This window comes from Desulfobulbus rhabdoformis (assembly GCF_016919065.1).
Taxonomy (GTDB): domain Bacteria; phylum Desulfobacterota; class Desulfobulbia; order Desulfobulbales; family Desulfobulbaceae; genus Desulfobulbus; species Desulfobulbus rhabdoformis.
Map to the genome: position 1 here is coordinate 13275 of NZ_JAFFQA010000029.1, position 21598 is coordinate 34872.

15 protein-coding genes and 1 tRNA gene are annotated in these 21598 nt (G+C 52.8%); 6 read left to right on the top strand and 10 right to left on the bottom strand.

Going from position 1 to position 21598, the window contains the following annotated elements:
* Positions 1-13 precede the first annotated feature (13 nt).
* Positions 14-87 (top strand) — tRNA-Gln (locus JWJ90_RS15020).
* A 300-nt stretch (positions 88-387) separates the two neighbouring features.
* Here JWJ90_RS15020 and JWJ90_RS15025 read toward each other — a convergent pair.
* Positions 388-1149 (bottom strand): class I SAM-dependent methyltransferase, encoded by a 762-nt coding sequence (locus JWJ90_RS15025; RefSeq protein WP_205228055.1) that lies wholly within the window; start codon positions 1147-1149, stop codon positions 388-390.
* 87 nt (positions 1150-1236) lie between these two features.
* Between JWJ90_RS15025 and JWJ90_RS15030 the strand changes: the two genes are divergently transcribed.
* The 3 genes from JWJ90_RS15030 to JWJ90_RS15040 all read left to right on the top strand — a co-directional run bounded on the left by JWJ90_RS15030 (position 1237) and on the right by JWJ90_RS15040 (position 3167).
* The gene (locus tag JWJ90_RS15030; protein ID WP_205228056.1) at positions 1237-1947 is read left to right on the top strand and encodes an AraC family transcriptional regulator; all 711 of its coding nucleotides are present in this window, start codon (positions 1237-1239) and stop codon (positions 1945-1947) included.
* Positions 1916-2035: a helix-turn-helix domain-containing protein gene (locus JWJ90_RS23965; RefSeq protein WP_205228057.1), complete on the top strand. Its 120-nt coding sequence runs from the start codon at positions 1916-1918 to the stop codon at positions 2033-2035. Before JWJ90_RS15030 ends, JWJ90_RS23965 begins: the two co-directional genes overlap by 32 nt.
* 247 nt (positions 2036-2282) lie before the next feature.
* On the top strand, positions 2283-3167 hold the full coding sequence (locus JWJ90_RS15040; protein WP_205228058.1) for a GNAT family N-acetyltransferase: 885 nt from the start codon (positions 2283-2285) through the stop codon (positions 3165-3167).
* An 84-nt stretch (positions 3168-3251) separates the two neighbouring features.
* Here JWJ90_RS15040 and JWJ90_RS15045 read toward each other — a convergent pair whose 3' ends face one another.
* On the bottom strand, positions 3252-7181 hold the full coding sequence (locus JWJ90_RS15045) for a GAF domain-containing protein (RefSeq protein ID WP_205228059.1): 3930 nt from the start codon (positions 7179-7181) through the stop codon (positions 3252-3254).
* 328 nt (positions 7182-7509) lie between these two features.
* On the opposite strand from JWJ90_RS15045, the gene JWJ90_RS15050 reads away from it, so the two are divergent.
* Complete coding sequence (locus JWJ90_RS15050) at positions 7510-8823, top strand: MFS transporter (RefSeq protein ID WP_205228060.1); 1314 nt, start codon at positions 7510-7512, stop codon at positions 8821-8823.
* Positions 8824-8903: 80 nt separating this feature from the next.
* On the opposite strand, the gene atzF is transcribed toward JWJ90_RS15050, so the two are convergent.
* The 8 genes from atzF to JWJ90_RS15090 all read right to left on the bottom strand — a co-directional run bounded on the left by atzF (position 8904) and on the right by JWJ90_RS15090 (position 19197).
* Positions 8904-10676 carry an allophanate hydrolase gene (gene atzF / locus JWJ90_RS15055; RefSeq protein WP_205228061.1) on the bottom strand — a complete coding sequence of 591 codons (1773 nt, stop codon included), beginning with the start codon at positions 10674-10676 and terminating at the stop codon, positions 8904-8906.
* 3 nt (positions 10677-10679) lie between these two features.
* Positions 10680-14276: an urea carboxylase gene (uca, locus tag JWJ90_RS15060; protein ID WP_205228062.1), complete on the bottom strand. Its 3597-nt coding sequence runs from the start codon at positions 14274-14276 to the stop codon at positions 10680-10682.
* Positions 14277-14396: 120 nt separating this feature from the next.
* Positions 14397-15044, bottom strand: a complete 648-nt coding sequence (locus JWJ90_RS15065; protein WP_205228063.1) for an urea amidolyase associated protein UAAP2 — start codon at positions 15042-15044, stop codon at positions 14397-14399.
* 24 nt (positions 15045-15068) lie between these two features.
* Positions 15069-15794 (bottom strand): urea amidolyase associated protein UAAP1, encoded by a 726-nt coding sequence (locus JWJ90_RS15070; RefSeq protein ID WP_205228064.1) that lies wholly within the window; start codon positions 15792-15794, stop codon positions 15069-15071.
* On the bottom strand, positions 15794-16255 hold the full coding sequence (nikR, locus tag JWJ90_RS15075; RefSeq protein WP_205228065.1) for a nickel-responsive transcriptional regulator NikR: 462 nt from the start codon (positions 16253-16255) through the stop codon (positions 15794-15796). The genes JWJ90_RS15070 and nikR overlap by 1 nt, the downstream gene beginning before the upstream one ends.
* 15 nt (positions 16256-16270) lie before the next feature.
* Positions 16271-17164, bottom strand: a complete 894-nt coding sequence (locus tag JWJ90_RS15080) for an ABC transporter ATP-binding protein (RefSeq protein WP_205228066.1) — start codon at positions 17162-17164, stop codon at positions 16271-16273.
* Positions 17151-18197: an ABC transporter permease gene (locus JWJ90_RS15085; protein ID WP_205228067.1), complete on the bottom strand. Its 1047-nt coding sequence runs from the start codon at positions 18195-18197 to the stop codon at positions 17151-17153. The genes JWJ90_RS15080 and JWJ90_RS15085 overlap by 14 nt, the downstream gene beginning before the upstream one ends.
* A gap of 22 nt (positions 18198-18219) precedes the next feature.
* On the bottom strand, positions 18220-19197 hold the full coding sequence (locus JWJ90_RS15090; protein ID WP_205228068.1) for an ABC transporter substrate-binding protein: 978 nt from the start codon (positions 19195-19197) through the stop codon (positions 18220-18222).
* 648 nt (positions 19198-19845) lie between these two features.
* Here JWJ90_RS15090 and JWJ90_RS15095 point away from each other — a divergent pair.
* A complete protein-coding gene (locus tag JWJ90_RS15095) occupies positions 19846-21483 on the top strand; it encodes a fatty acid--CoA ligase (protein ID WP_205228069.1) in 1638 nt (545 codons plus the stop codon).
* Positions 21484-21598 lie beyond the last annotated feature (115 nt).

Below are 21598 nucleotides of genomic sequence, written 5' to 3' on the forward strand. Positions count from 1 at the left end.
CAAAATTGCCTGCTGGGGGATGGTCTAATGGCAAGACAGCGGACTCTGACTCCGCTTATCGGGGTTCGAATCCCTGTCCCCCAGCCAGTGAAATCAATTGTTTATGAAGTTGACGAGAAATCGGGCTTCGGACAATTTTGGATATAGAAAAAGCCCAGGAGAAATCCTGGGCTTTTTTGTTTTCTGCCCCTACCCGGCCGATGTTCACAGGCAACACTTTTCGCTTCTCTATTATTCAGCAATGCAGGGAACAATGTCGCCTCGGATTCCCGTCTGAGGACCAGACCGGGCAACTCCCTGTCTCCACCACAGCCCCATTTTTTGAGATCACCTCAACTAGCGTCACCTATAGCAGGGAGAACCTTCTCCAATGGATGCGAACGCTTCTCAACTTGCCTTACTGCCCACGTAGACAGCTATTGGGATAGAATACCAAATTTGGCCATTTTTCCTTTCTGGCGCAATGCCCAAGCGATTTACTCCGACGTCCTCGGTAATCATCGATCGTAATTTCTCAGCATCTCCCGGCAATGGAAATGACGCTTTAATCTGTGCTTCAAGTTCGATATCCACCTTGTATCTGGTTAATGAACATTCCTTCAGCCCTGATTGATGCATCAATCTCTCAAATTCCGTCGTTGTCAACGCGTGAACATGGCTGGGATCGCGAGTGCGCTCCATTTGATCGAAAGCCTTTGCGTTATCAGGAGACATGGCAACATCGGCAACCAAAACTTTGCCTCCAGGTCGACAGACCCGCATCATCTCTGCCAGCACTTCACTGGGGTTAAAAAAATGATGAAAACTATATCGAGTTATCACCATAGAAAAACTCGAATCCGCAAAAGGCACGGGCAAGCAAGAGCCCAGCTTCCAGGTAACATTGGTCAGCTCTTGATCAATTTGCTTTTTCTGTGCTTGTTCGATCATTGCCGGGGTTACATCCAGGCCGGTAACGTGCCTACAATAATTGGCAAAAGCACAGGCAACGAGCCCTGGCCCACAGGCGACATCCAACAGCGTATCTTCGGGCACAGGATGTGTTACATCAACCAGCAGGTCAATGGCGTCGTGATGTCCGGCCACCTGCGTAAACGGCACAGCTTGTTGGGTAAATTGTTCAATTATTTTTTGTTGATGCGAGTGCATGATGGAACCTCCGTTACGATTGACTTGTTTATCTCATGGCTCCATCTATACCTTGCTTTTCCTTGTCCTACTTTCTAAACTGTGACAATGAATACCGAGAAACTGACAAAGCTGGATCCTGTAACCATCGGGTATCGCCTCGATAGCTCTTTGCCTGTCATCCCATTAGCCATGGAGGTTGAACAAGCAGGTTGCGCTACGGGGCATGCGCACCCACGTGGACAGCTGATCTATGCCAGTCACGGTACCATGCGGGTCATTTGCGATCATGACATCTGGGTTGTGCCACCGTCGCAAGCGGTCTGGGTGCCCCCTCTACAAAAGCATGAAGTTTATTTTCCAGGGAAAGTTCTTTTGAGGAACCTCTTCGTTGACCCTTCTTGGACCGGTACGTTGCCGGAACAATGCACGATCTTCAAAGTCAGTTCATTTTTGCGTGAATTAATAGGAAGAGCGGTGGAGATTGGCGAGGGGTATCAAATCGACAGCTCTGGCTGGCGTGTGATGCTGGTCCTCCTGGACGAACTGCAGCATGCGGAAGCGACTCCATTACATCTCCCCATGGGCCGCGACCCACGTCTCTTACGAGTAATGGAGGCTCTTCTGCAACACCCTGGCGATGCGCGAGACCTCAAGCAATGGGGAATCTTGGCCGGGGCGAGTGATCGAACTTTATCCCGACTTTTCGTTGCCGAAACAGGTTTAACCTTTCGGGGGTGGCGAACCAGGCTTGTTCTTCAGGAAGCAATCACCAGAATCAGCCAAGATGAGCCAGTCAGTCACAGACGTCGCCTTTGACTTGGGATACAAGAGCCTGAGCGCTTTCATAGAAATGTTTCAACGAGAAGTAGGTTATTCGCCGGGATCACTGCGGAGGAGGTATTGAAAAGGACGCCAAGGACACACTGAAAAGTGGTCCCAAAAGAGGTGTCACTTTTCGCATCAATTTCATTCATATCTAAAAAAGAGCAAAATAAAGCTCGATTCCTGCGGCAATTTCAGAACAAAAAACGCAAATCATAGGCCTAATCCTGAATGACGCATGCACGTTTTTTGTCTAGATAAAATTTTAGTTGATACTATCAACAATTTTAGATATCCTCTTTCTGAATTTGAAAGAATGAGGAGGCATAATGACAGTTGTTGCGCGAATACGAACCGAGCTTAGGTGTTTAGTCCGCGAGTTGGGGCTTATGAACAGGAATTGCCTGAATTCAGGAATGACCCTCAGGCAGGCGCATATCCTTACATACTTAGACAGGAATGGAGTAACGCCTTTTTTTGAATTGCAGACACAATTGGGCATGGATAAAGCCTCACTCAGCAGGGCGATAACAACGCTGAGTAAAAAGGGGTATCTGAATGTTGCCCAGCCCCCCTCTGATCGCAGGTCTCGATCTGCAGCAATTCTTCCCCAAGGTTTAACTGCCCTTCGAGAAGCAGAAACTTCCGCTCATGAAACTTTGGATTCTGTTTTACAAGGCTTTGATGAAAAGCAATGGATCAAGGTGAGCGAGGCTCTCAAGTTACTTCGTATCGCTGCACTTCGAAATAATATCAAAACAATACCGCAACGAGTCCAGGTCGAACCGCTTCGGGAGCAATACATGGAGCAAACCATGCTCTTGCTCAAAAAGATCTTTTCCCGAGAGCAAGATATCCCAGAGCATCTTGTACCTGTCCCTGATGGTTATTTGCCTTCATTTTGGATCATCAGAATCGGTGAGGAGGTAATAGGTGTGGCTGCTGCGTGGCAAGATGCTGGGCAATGGCACTGGGGGAGGTTTGCCATCGATGAAAATTTTCGAGGTTTACGCTTGGGGAAAAAATTAGCCAGAGAGTCAATTGCTGCTGTTTTTGAAAATGTAACAGACAATATCGTTATCGAAGCAAGAGATATAACAGTCGGAATAATAAAAAAATTTGGAGGCATCCAGACCGGTCCTTCCATAGATTTCTTCGGAGAACCGGTCACGCCAATGCTCATCACAAAAGAAAATTTTAAACCAGAGGAGTAACCTCCAAAATTGAGGATACACTCGAAGGATGCATGGTAATCGTTTGTGTCTTTACAAGACGCAAAAGCCGCTATGCTTTACGGATTATTGCGGCGGTGACACGGGCAGACAGAGGGTAAAAGTAGTGCCTTTGCCCGTCTTCGTGGTGAAAGAGACCGTGCCGCCATGTTGTGTGACAATAGTGTTGTAGACAATGCTCAACCCCTGGCCCGTTCCTTTGCCCACGTCTTTGGTCGTAAAAAACGGCTCAAAAATGTGAGGCCGGGCCGATTCTGGAATACCGGAACCGGTATCACTGACCTTCACCTCCACAGTATCGTCGTGGCATCTGGTACTAATGGTGATCCGGCCTTTTACGCCGGGATGCTGCGCGACCACTTCCCGTATCGTGTGCGCGGCGTTCACAACGAGGTTGAGAATGCATTGATTGAATTCGCCAAGAAAACAGGGAACAAGGGGCAGGTCCGGGGCAAGGTCCAGATCGAGTTCCGCAACGTATTTCCACTCATTGCGGGCTATCGTCGTCGTGGTCTCTATGGCACTATTCAAATCTGCGAAAACTTTTTCCTTTCCGCCAGGATGGGAGAACTCTCTCATGGCGCGAACGATCTTACCCACCCGCTCCACACCATCCAAGGTGTCCTGGATAGCCGAAGGAATTTGCTCGAAAAGATAATCAAGGTCAGCCTCAGCAAGCTCATTCTCCACCTGGGCAACCAGCTCCGGGGTTAAGCTTTCGTCTTTGGCGCGGGAGAGTAACTCGTTGCAGGTTTGGTTTAGGGTAGCGATACTCTCAAAGCAATCCTTCAAGAATAAAATATTGTCGCCCACATATTGCGTGGGCGTATTTATCTCATGGGCGATACCGGCTGCCAGTTGGCCGACGGCCTCAAGCTTTTGTGCTTGGCGGAGTTGTATTTCCACGATGTCGCGTTCGGTTTGCGCTTTGGCGCGATCTTCCTCGGCCTTTTCGCGTTCGGCGATTTCAAGCCGCATCTGTGCATTGGCTCGCGTCAAGGCAGCGGTTCGCTGCTCCACCCGAACTTCCAACTGGTCATTGAGTTCCTTCAGATCACGATAGGAGAGAAGACTCGTTAGCATATCTCCCAGACGTCTGCTGATCTCCAGAAAGAGTTTCTTTTCCTGTGGTTTCCACTCCTGGTTTTCCGCGCAGCGGTGCAGACCACATAACCAGGCCGTACCGACTTTGGGATGAATGGCTATTGCCAACTGCGATTTGATGCCGTAGGTTTTCCAAACCACATCCTCCGGGTCCAGACCATTTCCAATATACATCTCGGTGGGCTCTGGGTTACTCAGAAGCGCAATGAACAATTTTTTCACCTCAGGAGACATCGGCACAGTTTCCCCTCGGGAAAACGCTCCAGGATAGAGCAGATTGGTGCGCTCCATGGCAATGGTGAATTCCGGTTGTTCCGGATCGCAGGGGGTAGCCATATACGCCCGGTCGCAGGTAAAAATAGACAGCATGGCATCAAGGACATCACTCATCACCTGTTCCAGCGTGTCCACCCCCTGTATCACTCGGTTAATCCGGTCCATGCTTTCAAAAAACCAGAGATTTGCCGCCAGCTCTTCCTCGGCACGCTTGCGTTCGACCAACCGCCACATGCCTTCCATGACCAGAGCCAATTGGCCTGCATCGGTCTCGTTGTATTCCTCCTCCTTATTGCCAACTCCGACCACCAACACGACCTTGCCATCAACAATTACCGGCAGACTCATGTGTCGCTTCAGTTGAACATGGCCCTTGGGCAAGCCGTTTATCTTCGCTTGAGCAGCTTCATAATCGTTGGTAATAATCGGGCGGCGTTTGCGGATGGATTCGCCCAGTAAACCAAGGTGTGCCACCTGAAATTTTTGTGAAAATTTTGCCACTTTACACTCTTCCATTGCCTCATGGGACCAAAGCTTGAAATCCATGATGGCTTCATCCTCTGAGACAAGAGCCAGATAGCCCAACGGGCTCCGGGTTAGGCGTAGGGCGGAGTCAAAGGCAAAACGTGTCAACTCCTTGGTTGTTGCCTCAGCCATCTGATTCAACTGGAGCAAGACATCCATGCGTTCGGCGTTGAGGAGCAACTCTTCTTCGGCCCGGTTTTTTTCCACCAGTTTCCACATCTCGCCTATGAGCAGTTGCAACTGAGCAACATCACCGTCGTTATACTCATTTTGTTTGTTGGCAACGCCCGCAACCGCAACAATGCGTCCCGCGGAAAAGATGGGGACGTTCATATGTCGATGTATTTCCACATGGTCGGTCGGATGACCTTTTTTTAAGGGATTGGGGGCATGGTAATCGTTGGTTATGACTGGCCTACGCTGGCGAACAGCTTCTCCCCAGAGCCCTGTCTCCTCCACAGGATACACGATCGGTTTGTCGATCATGGCGCACTCTTTCATAGCCTGCTTGGACCAGGCATGCATGGTCAGAATCGTTTCATCTTCGTTCATGAAGGCGAGATAGCCTATTTTGCTCTCGGTAAGAGCGACCCCTTTTTCCAAGGCAAAATCAGTAATTTCATCAAAAGAAGAGCCGCTCATCTGACTCAACTTAAGCAAGGCATCGGTACGCGCTGCACTCAGGTGGAGATCTTTTTCCACCTGTTTACTCCGTGATATATCATTGCCCATTCCAAGAAACCCGAGGATCTCCCCCTGGGGATTGCGCAGGGCGGTCACCGACAGCATAACTGGAAAGCGTGAGCCGTCTTTGCGGATATATGTCCACTCGTGCACGTTGGGTAGGTTGTGACGTGCCTTGGCGACCAGCACCTCAATTCCCGGCTCAAGAGAGGTGCCCAGTTCTTCCGAAAAAATGTGAGCGCGTTCAATGATCTCCTTCTCGTCATGAATAATCATAGGGGTCAGTTTACCAATGCATTCCTCGGCGCTGTATCCCAACGCCTGTTCCGCTTGAGGATTAAACGTGGTAATCTCACCATCCTCGGTTGTGGCTATAACGATGTAGCCGGCATTATCGAGAATGGCTTTTTGATACTCAGCCAATTGGTAAATCCTTTCCTCGGCCTGCTTGCGTTCGGTGATATTACTCACGCATTCAATGGCACCAATGACATTCCCATCGGAGTCGTAGAGTGGGGCTGCCGTCCCCAGCAGATGTACATCACCTTTTTCGCTTCTGGTGGTGCTTTCGCCTTTGATAACGCCGTCCCGTATGGACACATTTGGATAAAACCGTTTGATTTCCTCAATGGGCATCATGACGAGATCAAGCAAAACCGGACGCCTTTCACCGTAAAAGGGAATGGCATGCTCATAGTTGCCTTTGCCCAGCATATCTTCGGCTTTGCGACCGCTCAATTCCTCTGCGGCCCGGTTCCAGATGATTATCTTCCCCTCCAGATCAATGGCCACTACGATATCCGGCATAAAGTTGACCATATCCGCCAACCGTTTTTCGGAGGCTTTGAGGGCTTCTTCGGCAAGCTTGCTTTTAATGAATTCCTTGTTCTGTTGGATGCGTTCTTCCATCTCCAGCTCAAGGTGTAATGCCAGTTCCTCACGCTGCTTGAGAGCCTCCTGTAATTCGACCTTGTTACGCTCCAATTGATCGTTGAGTTGACCAAGCTGGATATTACGTTCTCTAACTTCTTCTTCCAAGGCCCCACGGGTGGTCACATCGCGGCAAATTTCCATCCCCGCAACCATATTGCCCTCATCGTCATACAGGGGAATGCAAACATTTTCCCAGGAGATCAGTTGCCCAGTGACCGAAACCGCATTCCGCAGAACCACCGTGACCTCGCCCGTGTCAAAGGCCTTTCGAAGGCCGCAGCCCTCACAGATTTTGTCCCGTTTTTCATAGACGGCATAACACTTTTCACCAAGATGACTGCCGAAGCCTTCCCGCATTCCACGATTTTGATAAATAATATTGAATTCAAGATCCTGAATGGTGATGCTATCGGTCATCAGATCCAATATTTTTTTATGGTCAATGGTGATCATTTCTATTTGCCCTCCGGGCATAACTCCACACCAACAAGTGGGGAAGATATGCCAGACGACAAGCGCGCACTTGCCGCACCTGAGAATACAAGGTACGTTACACACCTGTTTCGGATGAAGAAAAGCGTTACTCGCCAGACAGTCAGAGGCACGAAAAAAATTCCTCGCGCCTGGATCAATATGTACTACAGAGTTCATCCTCAACAGATCGGATGACGCTCTCTATCAAGTATGTAGTGAAAAAATAGATTTTTCAATCGAGATCAGATAAACGCTGACTTCGGGGATTGGAATTATTTCACAGCTCCAACCAAGCACGGCAGTATTGAGGAAGAAAGCAGGTACATACATGAACACTGATATCAGAGGGATACTCACTGGTGACGACAGCCTGGACAGGGCCTGCAAAGACATCCCGGCATCAGCCTGTTACCATTCAAAAGTCAATTTCCGCCTGAACCTGCTCAATGGTTCGTTCTCAAAACTGGCCGAGCAGGTCGCAGGCCCTAATATAGTCATTCCCTGGCTGCTGCAAATGACGGGAGCCCCTATTGGGGCAATGGGTTTGGCCCTACCGATCAAACAGGCCTTTTCCCTTTTACCCCAAATCATTGCAGCCGGATACATACGGACTCTTTCTTTACGGAAATATGTCTGGACAGGTGCAGGCATATTGCAAACGCTTTGCCTCCTTTTGATGATTCCAGCAGGTATCTACCTGAGTCCCCTCGCGGCAGCACTCGCCATCCTCGGTTTACTCGCGCTGTTCAGCACTGCCAGTGGTACGGCATCCATAGCCTTTCAGGATGTTCTTGGAAAAACCATTGATAAGGGAAAAAGAGGGGCCCTGCTTTCGGCGAGGGCACTGGTTGGTGGAATACTGACCATTATGGCGGGTATTGTCATTGGCAAGCCGGAGACAACAGAGAGTCACATAATTTACGGGCTGATAGGGCTTGGTGCACTGCTCTGGTTCTGTTCAGCCATGGCCTTTGTCGCCATCAGGGAACAACCGGGAGCAACCGAGGGGGGGCGCAATGCCATACAAGAGGCAGGTGCGGGTGCACAACATTTCAGGCAGTATCAAGGATTTCGAACGTATTTATACGTTCGGGCCATGTTGCTCTTTGCCGAAGTTGCTATCCCTTATTATGTACTCTTCGCCCATGAGCGCATTCCCAGCACTGCCGGTTCGGTGGGCCTTTTTATCACGAGCATTGGCGTCTCCCAACTGATTAGCAGCCCCTTTTGGGGGAAACTGGCTGACAGGACCAGTAAAACAGTGATGATGTACAGTGGGATGATAACTTTTCTTGCCGCAGTCACGGCCCTCTCCGCCACATTGGTCCCGAATGACACCTTCTCCTTCGCCCTTGTGGCACTGGCCTTTCTCATGGTTGGCCTTGCTGAATCGGGTGTACGTCTTGGACGAAAGACATATCTGGTTGATGCCACACCACAGGCTGATCGGGCGACTTTTACGGCGTTTAGCAACAGTGTCATTGGAGTACTGGCTCTTGCGACAGGCATTCTTGGTGTTGTTGCGCAACACCTGGGCACTCATACAGCAATAATCGCCATTGGGCTGACAGGATTTGCGGGAGCAGTGATGGCGCACTCCATGCCGGAGGCTGAAGAGATGATCAAACGTAAACAAGGTTAAACCTGCCCCTCTGCAGCTAGCTTCCCCCTGGACGCTCACGAATTCAGGGGGGGGGGACAAAAAATCGCTTCACTTTCTTCTCATTTGGTTGCCAGATATTTTCGCCAGCCCCCGAGTTCAGTGATCTCCCTCCCCTCTTCCATGACCACAGGCTCGGCAATAAAGCCGGTTACCCATGTACGGTTGTCCAGTTCTACTTTCCCGATTCCCAATGGATGGGGAATCTGGGCAACAAAAGGGCCAAGGTTTTCAAGCGGAATAGAGTAGACTTCCACCTCAATGGCAGCCCCTTGCCCAGTATCCCGAACAAGACCGGGCTTGGGTGGCTGCGTCTCCAGGGCAAACATCCGATAGTTAGGGGCAGTAGTTGTGCGCTCAACAAGGTAAGCATTCAGCTCTTCCAGTTGAAAATGCAGAGGTAACCCTTGCAGGTGCGCACCGCAGACCATCAACAGGGTTCGGTCGCTTGCTTCAACAGCGCGGTATTGGGGGGGCAAGGCCCAGCCTGTTCCCATGGGGAGATTGGAGGCCTCATGGAGTCTCGCAGCTAGTGCCAATAGTCGCTCTTCACCGAAAGCTTCTCCGACCAGGGTCACTCCAAAGGGTACAGACTCTGTCAGGGCCGTGGGGACGGCAATACCGCAGTAATCCAGCAGATTCATAAAGTTGGTGTAGGTCCCCAGGTTTGAGTTGAGTGCAATCGGGTTTTCCTCCACCTCTTTGATAGTGTAGCAGGTTCCGGCTGTGGGCAGAACCAAGCAATCGAGCTGGTTTAAGACTCTATCAGTGGTCGCCTTGAAAGCCTGCAACCTGTACTGGGCCTGAAAGCAGTCCACCGCGCTGAAGGTGTTACTCTCGCAGATGATTTTCCGCGTGACCGGGTAGCCAGCCTCTGGATGATCGGCAAGAAAGCCACCCACTGCTGCGGTTCGCTCTGCCACCCAGGGGCCTTCGTAGAGAAGTTTGGCAGCATCAAGGAAGGGTTGCAGGTCAATCACCCGCTTGCTTCCCCCGATTGCTTCCAGCCGGGCAACAGCCTGGTGATAGGCTTGTTCATAGGTCGCATTACCAAAGAACTGGAGTTGATCTTCTTGAGGTACCCCGAAGATACAGCTCTCCTTCCCTGAATATTTCCCACTACTGTGTGTGATCTGGCGCGAATAGGGATCTCCCGCATCGGGCTGGGCAGCCACCTGCAATACAGTCTCGGCATCACCCGTGCAGAGAGCAAAGATGGATACACAATCCAGGCTACGGCAGGCGGGCACCACCCCTTGGGTACTGATAAGCCCTTTGGAAGGTTTGAGCCCAATGAGATTATTAAAGGCGGCGGGAACCCGCCCGGAGCCAGCGGTATCTGTGCCCAGCGCGAAGCTGCAGAGCCCCTTGGCCACAGCCACGGCAGAACCGGAGCTGGACCCACCGGAGATATAATCCGGATCAAAGCTGTTTGTACAACCTCCGTAGGGTGAACGCGTCCCCACCAGCCCGGTGGCGAACTGATCCAGGTTGGTCTTGCCCAGGGGGATGGCCCCGGCATCAACAAGCAGTTGAACAACTGTGGCAGACTGCTGCGGCAGATAACTGTACTCCGGGCAGGCAGCCGTGGTGGGGACACCAGCGAAATCAATATTGTCTTTGATGGCAAAGGGGATCCCGTAGAGAGGCAGTTCCTCCATCGTGGCTCGAGCAAGCCGTTCCAGGTAGGGAGTCAGTTCTTCTTCTGTTAGCAGATAAATCCAGATAGTCGGATCGGCCTTTTGGCATGCCGCACGAAGCTCCGCAATCAGCTGCGTGGGCGTCAGCGAACCTTTGCGATAACAGCTCTGAAGATAGGCGATATCAAGTTGCATGGTTCAGACCTCCTCGGGCAGAAGACTGGCCAGACACTGTCCGGCGGCTACCCGCTCCCCTTCTGCGCAAAGAATCTGCTTGACGATGCCACTACAGTGGGCCTTGAGGCTGATCTCCATCTTCATGCACTCGACAATGGCGATGGTGTCGCCCGCCTGTACAGCGGTTTCAGCCTCTACCTGCAACTTCCATAAACTTCCCGCCACCGGGCTGACCACCGGTGCACACCCCTCAAGCAGGGCCACACTTTCTTCGGGCTCACTCTCCAGTGGGTCCTCTGAGTGGAAGTTGAGCTGGCCGTTGGCAATCCAGGCCTGGCGCTCGGCCTCAAAGGCATCCTGCTGCCGTTTTTTAAAAGCAGCAATAGCCTCCTCGTTGGCCGCAAGAAAACTCTGATACTGGCTCAGGTTAAAACTGGTCTCCTCAATTTTGAGGCCTGCCGCTCCATGAGGAAAATCGTGGCGCATTTGCATCAACTCCTCGTGGCTGACCGGGTAGAACCTTATCTGATCAAAAAATCGCAGCAACCAGGGTTTGTCCGGTTCAAACTCACGGGTGGTATTGTATCGATTCCACATCTGCACCGTCCGCCCGACAAACTGGTAGCCTCCTGGCCCCTCCATGCCATAGACACAGAGGTAGGCCCCACCAATCCCAACGGCGTTCTCAGGAGTCCAGGTCCGGGCCGGATTGTACTTGGTGGTGACCAGCCGGTGACGCGGATCAAGGGGCGTGGCCACCGGTGCGCCCAGGTAGACATCGCCCAATCCCATAACCAGGTAGCTTGCGTTAAAGAGCGTCTCCTTGACTTCCTCGGTGGAATCCAAGCCGTTAATACGACGGATGAACTCAATATTTGAAGGGCACCAAGGTGCATCCGGTCGCACCGACTGCATGTATTTGTCGATAGCTGTATGGGTTGCGGGATCATCCCAGCTTAGGGGAAGTGAAACCACCCGCGCCGGAATATCCCATTGCTCAAAACCGGTAATCTCCTCTTCCAGCTCCTCCAAAAGCTGCAGCAGTTCGCCCAGTGCCAGCAAACGGTTATCATAATGAAGCTGCAACGAACGAATGCCAGGCGTGATGTCGATAATACCGGGTATCTGTCTTTTTTCCAGGGCCAACATGAGCGCATGTACGTGCAGGCGCAGGCGCAGATCCAGTTCAAGGGCACCGTATTCAAGCAGTAGATATTTATCTCCTGCGCGCCGATAGAGGACACGGTCGCCATGGTGATGAGCCTCTGCCAGGATAGCCGGTTCTTCACCTCCTGCCAGATCGTTCACCCCCAGGGATTCCTGCTGCATCAAATTGTGAATGAAGCTTTCCTGCTGGGCTTCCAGCTCTTCTGCTCGTTGTAATGTGATCCGTTTAAAGCAAATCCGATCTCCGGGACGCAGCTGGCCCACCTTCCAGAGTTCCGCCTGGACCACGGTTACCGGGCAGACAAATCCACCGAGACTGGGGCCGTCCGGCCCAAGAATGACCGGCATATCACCGGTGAAATCCACCGCACCGATGGCATAGGCGTTATCATGGATATTGGACGGGTGCAGCCCTGCCTCGCCCCCGTCGGAGCGGGCCCACTGGGGGCTGGGACCGATCAAACGCACGCCGGTCCGGGAGGAGTTGTAATGCACCTCCCAGTCGGTGGCAAAGAAGGTGGTCATGTCCTCATCGGTAAAAAAATCCGGGGATCCATGGGGACCGTAGAGTACCCCGATCTCCCAGGTGGTGGGAAAAACAGGCTGGCCCTCCAGCGGCAAGGCCTGTGGTTCACGCTCGACACTGTTGCCAATACGGAGCACATCACCGGTTTTGAGGCTACGCCCCCCATGCCCACCAAACTGTCCCAGAGTAAAGGTGGATCGGCTGCCCATATATTCGGGCACATCAAAACCGCCGCGCACCGCCAGGTAGCCCCGCTGTCCAGCCTGGCTGACACCAAGACTGAGCACCGCCCCAGCCGTAACCGATATGGGCTGGAACCGCTCCACAGGTTGCCCATCAAGCCGGGCCTGCATATCCGCGCCAGCAAGTGCTATCAAGGCATCCGTATTAAAGCTCAGTGTTGGTCCCTGAACGGTCATCTCCAAGGTCGCCGCCTCTTCACCGTTACCGACGATGCGGTTGGCCAGTCTATGGTTAAGACTGTCCATGGGGCCTGAGGGAGGCACTCCAACCGCCCAGTATCCCTGCCGCCCAGGATAATCCTGAATGGTGGTCTGCATGCCAGGAACTTCAACCGCGATGGTCGGCGCCGAATAGATCAGTCCATTCAGCACGCGGGTGGTATACGCCCCGCTGACAAATTCAGGCAAAGCGGCGATCTGCTGCAGGAGCAGGAGGTTTGTTTCCAAACCTGCAATTTTGCACTGACTTAAAGCGGTTTGCAAAGCCTTGACCGCAGCGCTGCGATCTTCGCCCTTGACGACCAACTTCGCCAGCAGCGGATCATAGTAGGCACTGACCTCGGTACCGCGAACAATCCAGCTTTCCAGGCGAACATTCTCGGGAAAAACCACCTCTGTGCATACACCTGAGCTGGGCTGATAATTTTTGCCTGGATCTTCCGCATAGATACGTACCTCGATGGAGGCGCCCTGCGGCTGTTCGTTGGCGGCAGCAAAATCCGGGAGTTCACCTGCGGCCAGCTCAACCATCCATCGGACCAGATCCACTCCAAAAGCTTCCTCTGTTACGCAGTGTTCCACTTGCAGCCGAGTATTGACCTCCAGAAAGTAGAACTGGGCAGCATCGGCATCGTACACGAACTCCACTGTCCCAGCGGACCTATACTGCACACCTTCTGCCAGACGCTGGGCCGTCTGGTGCAAATCTGTGCGCAGCGCAGAGGCAAGTCCAGGTGCGGGAGTTTCTTCGACCACCTTCTGATTACGGCGCTGCACCGAGCAGTCCCGATCGCCCAGCACCAGCGCCCTGCCCTTGCCATCGCCAAAGATCTGCACCTCGATATGGCGGGCATGCGTGATAAACTTTTCCAGGTAGATGGAGGTATCGCTGAAGTTGTTTTCCGAGAGCCTACGAATACGATCAAAGGACTCCGTCAGGTCTGCATCACTCTCACAGAGCGCCATACCGATACCACCGCCACCGGCGCTGGATTTGAGCATGACCGGGTAACCGATCCTCTTTGCCTCGTTTACGGCCTCTTCGGCGGAACCAAGCAGTGAGGAGCCAGGCAAGAGGGGAACGGCAAAGCTCTCCGCCAACTCACGGGCCCGATGTTTTAGGCCAAAGTCAACCATCTGCGTTGATGTAGGCCCGATAAAGACAATCCCCGCCTCTTCACAGCGACGGCTGAACTCGGCATTTTCGCTCAAAAAACCATACCCGGGGTGAATGGCCTCAGCCCCACATTCTTGAGCAATGGCCAGGATCTTCTCCCCATCGAGATAACTTTGACTCGCCGGTGCCGGACCGAGCAGATAGGCCTCGTCAGCCATGAGTACATGGCGAGCATGGTCATCGACTTCTGAATAGACCGCAACAGAAGATATATTCATAACACGGAGGGTACGGAGAATGCGGCAGGCGATTTCTCCGCGGTTGGCAACGAGGACCTTGGTAAACATTGTTTCTTTCCTTTTTCTATCGTGTGCAGCTCTTGGTGCACCACCTTTGTCGCGGGCATGGCCCGCTCCTACAGCTCTGATCAGGGGAGATTGTACGTGGGCAATGGGGACAATCAGATATTATTTTGACCAGATACGCACCTCAACCGGGGTTGGGTTGTAGGCATTGCAGGGGTTATTGAGTTGCGGACAGTTGGAGATGAGCACGATCACATCCATCTCCGCCCGCAGCTCGACGTATTTGTTGGCCTCGGAGATACCGTCTTCAAAATTTGAGCCGCCCTCCGGGTTGACCGGAACGTTCATGAAAAAATTGATATTGCAGACCTGATCCCGTTTATCCATGCCCTGCCCCCAGTCCAGCAGTGCTTTTAAAAAGATATCACGGCAAGAATGCATGTACCGCTTCTCTAAGGCATACCGGGCTGTGTTACTCTCGCAGGAACAGGCGCTGCCCAGAGTGTCGTGGCGGCCACAGGTATCTGCCACCACGGTCAGGAGCACATTGTTATCATTGGAGCGAATCTCGCTACCGGTGGTGATATAAACGTTGCCCTGCTCGCGCATGGTGTTGGCCGCGTTGTACCGTTCCTCAATGCGCTCGGCGTTAAAAAAGATGGTATCCACCGCCTGGTTGCCGTGCAGGTCAGTGATACGGAACACCTCCCCTTTTTTGACAATGTGCATCCAGCCCTCGCCAGCGGCAATGGGATGAATCGAGGTGGCCTGCTCTGGTTTCAGGGTGCTTGGCTGTAATGTCTGTTGCATGATTTCGTTCCTTCCCCCGCACAATTAACAAAAATAATCCGCAGTATTGATAAAACCGCGCTCGTTTTCCGGGCAAAACAACCGACAGGGGTCATCTTCCTGTACAGGCTCTGCAGGCCGAATCGTCAGGCGAACAGGTTTACGCAGATAGTTCGATGCCGGATTGAGGGAATGCATGCCGGTATCGAGCACCACCAGGGTATCCATCTCGGCACGCAACTCGACAAAGGCACCAGCCTTGGAATGGTTTTCGACAAAACCCAGGTTCCCCTCGTCATCCACGGCGACCTTACTGAAAAAATTGATGGTCTCGGTAAAATCACGCCGCCCCAGGCCATGCTTGGCAAGCTCGATCAAAAGCGAATCATAACCGTTGCGGTAGAAATCGTTCTGCGCCTCCTGGTAGGGCTTATCCCCAAAACGTTTGGCAATAAGCGCTGCATCAGAAACCCCACAGATCACATCGTGCCAGCCCAAATCCTCCTCCACCAGCGACATGAGAATGCGCCCCATATCCGAATAGATGCACTGTCCCTGTTTCAAAAAGGAGATGTGCTGAATCTTGAGCGTATCGCCCATGTTGTACCGCTCGGTGGTGTTGGCCCCGTTGTAGAACAGTGCCGCAACATTGGCTCCACCCTCGATATCCTCGATACGCAGGATAGTGCCCCGTTTAACGATATGGGACCAGTTCCAGCCACCGGCCACGACCTTTTCATAGCGTATTGTTTGTCTCTCTGTTGCACTCATTATTCTTCTCCTTTCGGCCCATGAATAGGGGGCATAATCGTGGTTGTGAGCGCGACCTTGCAGCTCTCCACCCCCTTACAGGCACGAATTTCTTCAACTATTGTATTGAGAGTACAAACCGGGCCTTGCACCTGGAGTACCTCAAGGGAATGGTGATTCTCCAACAGCACATTGAGCGAGGAGATCACCGTATCGATATGTTTGCGCTGGATCTGGACCAACTGCGACCGCAGGGTGGGACGGGATTCGTCATAGACCAGGGTGATGGTCCCGGCCATAACCTGGGCATCGTCTTGCCGTTGGACCTCAAGCAGGCTATTACGCGCCATCTGGGTGACAGCCTGGCTGCGGTTGCCGTAGACGCCAGCCTCCACCAGCTGATCCAGTTCACGGATCAGGCTATCGGGCAGCGAGACAGATATGCGCTGCACCTTGTCAGATTTGTTGTTTTTACGTTTCATGATTCTGGCTCTTGGTTAGAAGATCTCGTCCTGCACCGTGGTCATACGAATCATGGGCAAGTTTTCTTCCTCTTCGCTGGGTGGATGAATCAGTTCCTCAATATGATTTTTGGTGGCCAGAAACTCCGGGTTTAAATGCTGAGCTGGTGAACGCGGCTGCTCAACCGGCACCTCCACCATCTCTCGTACCCGCCCGGGATGAGCATCCAGTACCAGAATACGGTCCGAGAGATAGACGGCCTCATCCAGATCGTGGGTAATGAAGATGATGGTGATATCGACATTGCGCCAGATCTGCATCAGATACGACTGCATCTTGGCCCGGGTCTGGGCATCCAGGGCTCCAAAGGGTTCATCCATCAACAGCACTCTGGGCTGGTTGGCAAGGGCGCGGGCGATGGCCACCCGCTGTTTCATGCCCCCGGAGAGCTGGGCCGGATAATGGGAGGCAAAATCAGCCAGTCCAACCATATCAATCCACTGCATGGCTTCGGACTCGGCCGTGGCCCTGCTTAATCCGGCAACCTCAAGCCCAAACATGACGTTCTTTTTCACACTCAACCAGGGGAAGAGGGTGTAGCCCTGAAAGACCATCCCCCGCTCCGGGCCTGGCTCGGCCACCGGCTTACCATCCAGAAGAACCTGCCCGGAGGTGGCCTGATCCAACCCGGAAAGGATGCGGATCAGGGTGGACTTGCCGCATCCCGAGGGACCGATCACCGAGAGGAATTCCCGGCGATACGCCTTGAAAGAGACATCGGAAAGCGCAGTGATCTCCTCTTTTTCCGAGGAAAAGATTCGGCTGATCCCCTCAGCTTCCATGATCACCTCGCGCTGCTTGAGGCGGGCAAACCGCTCAGCGACCTTGGGGCTCTGTTCTTTGTAACTGGGCAGTTCAATTGCATGCATTGCGTTCTCTTCTCTTTTGGACAAAGGTAAAGGGCTCATCCCAGGGGCCGGTGACCAGTTCATGAAGGAACTGGAAGAAAGGGCCCCGCTTGCCACCACTCCAGACAAAGAGGTTCCGGCCAAGCCAGGCGAGCAGCATATCCGTGCCCAGGCCAATCACCCCGATCAGGAGGATGGCAGCATAGACATTCTCGTACACCAGGTACTTGGCCTGCTGGGTAATAAACCAGGTGATGCCCGTGCTGGTCCCGATCACCTCGGCCACGATCAGGTAGGTCCAGGCCCAGCCCAAAAGGATACGCATATCCAGAAAAACCGTAGGCGCGACGGCAGGCAAAACCACCTTACGCAGTAGGGTCGGCCCCTTGGCCCCCAGAGTCTGGGCGGCCTCTAAAAGAGAAGGATCCATCTGCCGGGTGGTATTGGCAATCACCAGAACCTGCTGAAAAAAGGTGCCGATAAAGATGATCGCAATCTTGGGACCGTCGTTGATCCCAAGGATAGCCACAGCCAGGGCGCCGAAAACCGGCGCCGGCATGTAGCGGAAAAACTCGAAAAAGGGTTCGAACAGCTTGGAAAAAAAACTAAACACACCGCAAAAGATCCCCAGGGGAACACCGATCACAGAGGAAAGGAAAAACCCGTAAAAGACCACCCGAATGCTGTGGGCCAGACTCTGGTGGAGCCAGGGCTCGCTTGGTCTGCGTGGCGGGGTTTTAAAGGCTGTATAGACCGCGACCAGTACCTCATGGGGGGCTGGTAGATACACGGGATTCGCCCGAAAACCCGCAATGGGCGCATCGCCGTTTTCCAGCAGCCGTTTGTTCTCCTGGTCAAAGATATCGCGCTTAATTAACTGGCCCTGCTCCAGATAGGGGCTGTCGCCGGGGTCGGTCACTTCCATCATCGGGTGCCAAACAACGGGCACATAACTGACCAGCGACCAGAGGACTATAGGCAACACAAAGGAGAGCAGTATGAGCACTGCCCTCTTGCGCGGCGGCAGATCTTTCTGAATGACAAACCAGGACATGGTAAATTCCTTTTCCCTGTACTTACTTGGAAAGCGCTTTGGTGAAGGAGCTGTCGATGGTTCTCTTGACCTTGACCGGCTCGGTATAGACTTTATTGGCGACAAAAAAGGTGTTCACGTTCTCGCTGGAACCATAGAGGCTTGATAGATCGGTACCTTTCTGCAAGACGGTCAGGGACTCGGGCAGAGAAAGAATTTTTGTTCCCTGGAGAAAGGGTTTGTATTCCTCGGGTTTGAGATCAACGCGGGACGAGAGGATTTCAAGCATCTCTTTTTCATTGGCCGGGTCCTGCATATAGGCAACCACGTCGTACCAGGCGGCAACCACCTTCTGCCACTCGTCGCGGTTCTTCATCAGGGAGAAGGGAGAAACCGTCAAGGTATCGTAGATGAGGCCAGGCGCGTTGGCACTGGTATAGACGGCAGTGGACCCGGGAACAAACTTGAGCGCCTGACCGGAGTTGGGCTGCCAGGCAACAATGGCATCGACATCACCGGAAGCCAGTACCTGGGCGGTCTGGTGGGTGGGAACGTTGACCAGCGTGACATCCTTATCGGTCATTCCGTTTTCCTGAAGGGCGTTGATCAAGAGCAGATGACTGACAACACCAAGCTCAACCCCGATCTTTTTCCCCTTGAGCTCTTTGACGGAGGTTATACCGGGCTTGGCCACGATCTTGTCATTGCCGTTGCTGTAATCATTGACCAAAACCATGATATTTTTGGCACCGGATGCGGAAAGCACCAGCGCATCCCCATTGGCCACACACACTGCGTCTACTTTGCCAGCGGCAAAGGCATCCATGGAGGCAACATACTCAAACCATTTCAGCTCAACCTCGACCCCATGTTTCTTGAAAAATCCCTTGCGCTGGGCAATATCCCAGGCCACCCAACCGGGCCAGTCGCTGTAGCCAATCTTCAATGTTTCCGCATGGATGTTACAGGAAATCATCACAAGCATGAATGCACCAATCAGGAATTTATATCCAAACTTCATTCGTCTCCCTCCGTTCTTTTTATTATGAACTTTTAACTAATTCTTCCTACTTTTTCCAAAAGGCGTGCCAACTCTATCTTTTTTAAATAACTACCTGAACACAGGTCCAAAGTGAGTCTTTCCTCCTGGAGCCGCAGAGGAAGGGAGAGGACAAAGTCAGAAAAACAAAACAATTACGTATTGCAAAGCATAGTAAAAATACAAATTTGAAATAAAATCCATCCTCTCTCCCCATTATTGCCCCCACCTGCACCGCTTGCACTTGCGCTCCCCCTGTTTTCACACTCGTTTCGCCAATTTGTTTGACAAGCAGCCCCTGGTTCAGTATTGGTGAGCACCCGTCTGCTCGCAAGCGATCACGGACTTCCAAACCTGCCGTGCCATCGGATAGTCCATACACATGCACGGTACAGAGGTCGATGCCTGTCGTCGAAGGCACCATGCAATCACTTCCTCGACAAGGGAAGAGTTCACGTACATGGGGCCCCCCTGTGACTGGATACGCATCCCTTTCGCGATCACTTGCAAACAAACGGTTTCAACCTGGCAACCACCAGCTTTCAAGCAGACGGCTTTCTTCCTCTCGCCCCCTCAAGCCGTTCGCGTTGCCCCCAAAACCGCCACTGACGAATAGCAAAGGAATAGAATATGACCGCGACCCTTATCCAACGCACTGCCTCGGCCTATGATTATCCTCTTCTGATAAAAAACCTGTTTCTGGCCCCCACGGTCGATAACCCTCACCAGGAAATCGTCTACCGCGATCAGATGCGCTACACCTATGCGGATATGCGCAGTCGAGTCCATCGCCTGGCAAATGCCCTCAGTGATCTCGGTGTCAAACCGGGCGATACCGTTGCGGTCATGGATTGGGATTCCCACCGCTACCTGGAATGTTTCTTTGCCGTCCCCATGCTGGGGGCCGTTCTCCATACCATCAATGTGCGCCTCTCACCGGAACAGATCCTTTACACCATTGATCACGCCGAGGATGATTACATTCTGATCAATGACGAGTTTCTGCCCATCCTGGAGCAGATCAAAGGCCGCATCGATACGGTTAAAAAATATGTACTCCTCACCGACCTGGATGAGACGCCCAAAACGTCACTGCCCCTCTCCGGTGAATACGAGGATATACTGGCAGCGGCCGACGCCGTTTACGACTTTGCTGATTTCGACGAAAACACGCGGGCAACCACCTTCTACACCACCGGCACCACCGGTATGCCCAAGGGCGTCTATTTCAGCCACCGCCAGTTAGTCCTGCACACACTGGGCAACCTCGCCGCCTTGGGCACCCCTGTCTCCCAGGGGCGCGTGCATCAGGGCGATGTGTACATGCCTCTGACGCCCATGTTTCATGTCCATGCCTGGGGACTCCCCTATGTTGCCACTTCCCTGGGCGTCAAACAGGTCTACCCCGGGAAATACGCACCAGGCCCCATTTTGGAACTCATTGCCCGCGAGGGAGTGACCTTCTCCCACTGCGCACCCACGGTCATGCATATGCTGATCATTCACCCGAGGTTTACCGAAACCGACCTCAGCAACTGGAAGGTCTTAATTGGCGGCTCAGCCCTGACCAAAGGAATGTGTGCCAAAGTGCTGGCAACGGGAGCGGATGTGTTCACCGGTTACGGCATGTCGGAGACCTGCCCCATCCTCACCATTGCCCATGTGAACAAGGACGACCTGAGTGACGATGAAGACTTGGCCCTGCGCTGCAAGACCGGCCGCCCCATCCCTCTGGTGCAGATGCGGCTGATGGATGAAGAGTTAAACGATGTCCCCTTTGATGGAGAGCAGGTGGGAGAGTTGGTGGTCCGTGCTCCCTGGCTGACCCAGGGGTATCTCAAAGACCAGCGCAATTCGGAAAATCTGTGGAAGGGTGGGTACCTGCATACGGGTGACGTGGCCAATATCGACGAAGAACGCTACGTGACCATTACAGATCGCATCAAGGATGTGATAAAAACCGGTGGCGAATGGTTGAGCTCTCTGGAGCTTGAGGATGTGCTTGGGCTGCACCCGGCAGTGGCCGAGGTGGCGGTGATAGGGATGATGGATAACAAATGGGGAGAACGTCCCCTGGCCCTGGTCGTCCCCAAAGCGGAAACAGAAGCCCCTACGCCTCGCAAGCTGGTGAGTCATATCAACAACTTTATCGAAAAAGGGCTGCTTTCCAAACAGGCCATGCTGTTGAAGGTGAAGATAGTGGAAAACATCGACAAGACCAGTGTCGGTAAGATTGATAAAAAGAACCTGCGCCTGAAGTATCTCTAGGGCATCTCGAATAATTGCTTTTTCTGCCAATCCCTGCGTCAGGCTTAAAATTTTATCCTCGGAATATCACATATATGCCTGCGGTAAAATTTTGCGCAATCCTCGAAGTCTGCGC

Coding starts and splice junctions, on each gene's coding strand:
- JWJ90_RS15030 (WP_205228056.1), top strand. CDS start 1,237: ATGAATACCGAGAAACTGACAAAGCTGGATCCTGTAACCATCGGGTAT.
- JWJ90_RS15080 (WP_205228066.1), bottom strand. CDS start 17,164: ATGCATGCAATTGAACTGCCCAGTTACAAAGAACAGAGCCCCAAGGTC.
- JWJ90_RS15045 (WP_205228059.1), bottom strand. CDS start 7,181: ATGCCCGGAGGGCAAATAGAAATGATCACCATTGACCATAAAAAAATA.
- JWJ90_RS15040 (WP_205228058.1), top strand. CDS start 2,283: ATGACAGTTGTTGCGCGAATACGAACCGAGCTTAGGTGTTTAGTCCGC.
- JWJ90_RS15085 (WP_205228067.1), bottom strand. CDS start 18,197: ATGTCCTGGTTTGTCATTCAGAAAGATCTGCCGCCGCGCAAGAGGGCA.
- JWJ90_RS15070 (WP_205228064.1), bottom strand. CDS start 15,794: ATGAGTGCAACAGAGAGACAAACAATACGCTATGAAAAGGTCGTGGCC.
- JWJ90_RS15025 (WP_205228055.1), bottom strand. CDS start 1,149: ATGCACTCGCATCAACAAAAAATAATTGAACAATTTACCCAACAAGCT.
- JWJ90_RS15095 (WP_205228069.1), top strand. CDS start 19,846: ATGACCGCGACCCTTATCCAACGCACTGCCTCGGCCTATGATTATCCT.
- JWJ90_RS23965 (WP_205228057.1), top strand. CDS start 1,916: ATGAGCCAGTCAGTCACAGACGTCGCCTTTGACTTGGGATACAAGAGC.
- JWJ90_RS15050 (WP_205228060.1), top strand. CDS start 7,510: ATGAACACTGATATCAGAGGGATACTCACTGGTGACGACAGCCTGGAC.
- nikR (WP_205228065.1), bottom strand. CDS start 16,255: ATGAAACGTAAAAACAACAAATCTGACAAGGTGCAGCGCATATCTGTC.
- uca (WP_205228062.1), bottom strand. CDS start 14,276: ATGTTTACCAAGGTCCTCGTTGCCAACCGCGGAGAAATCGCCTGCCGC.
- JWJ90_RS15090 (WP_205228068.1), bottom strand. CDS start 19,197: ATGAAGTTTGGATATAAATTCCTGATTGGTGCATTCATGCTTGTGATG.
- atzF (WP_205228061.1), bottom strand. CDS start 10,676: ATGCAACTTGATATCGCCTATCTTCAGAGCTGTTATCGCAAAGGTTCG.
- JWJ90_RS15065 (WP_205228063.1), bottom strand. CDS start 15,044: ATGCAACAGACATTACAGCCAAGCACCCTGAAACCAGAGCAGGCCACC.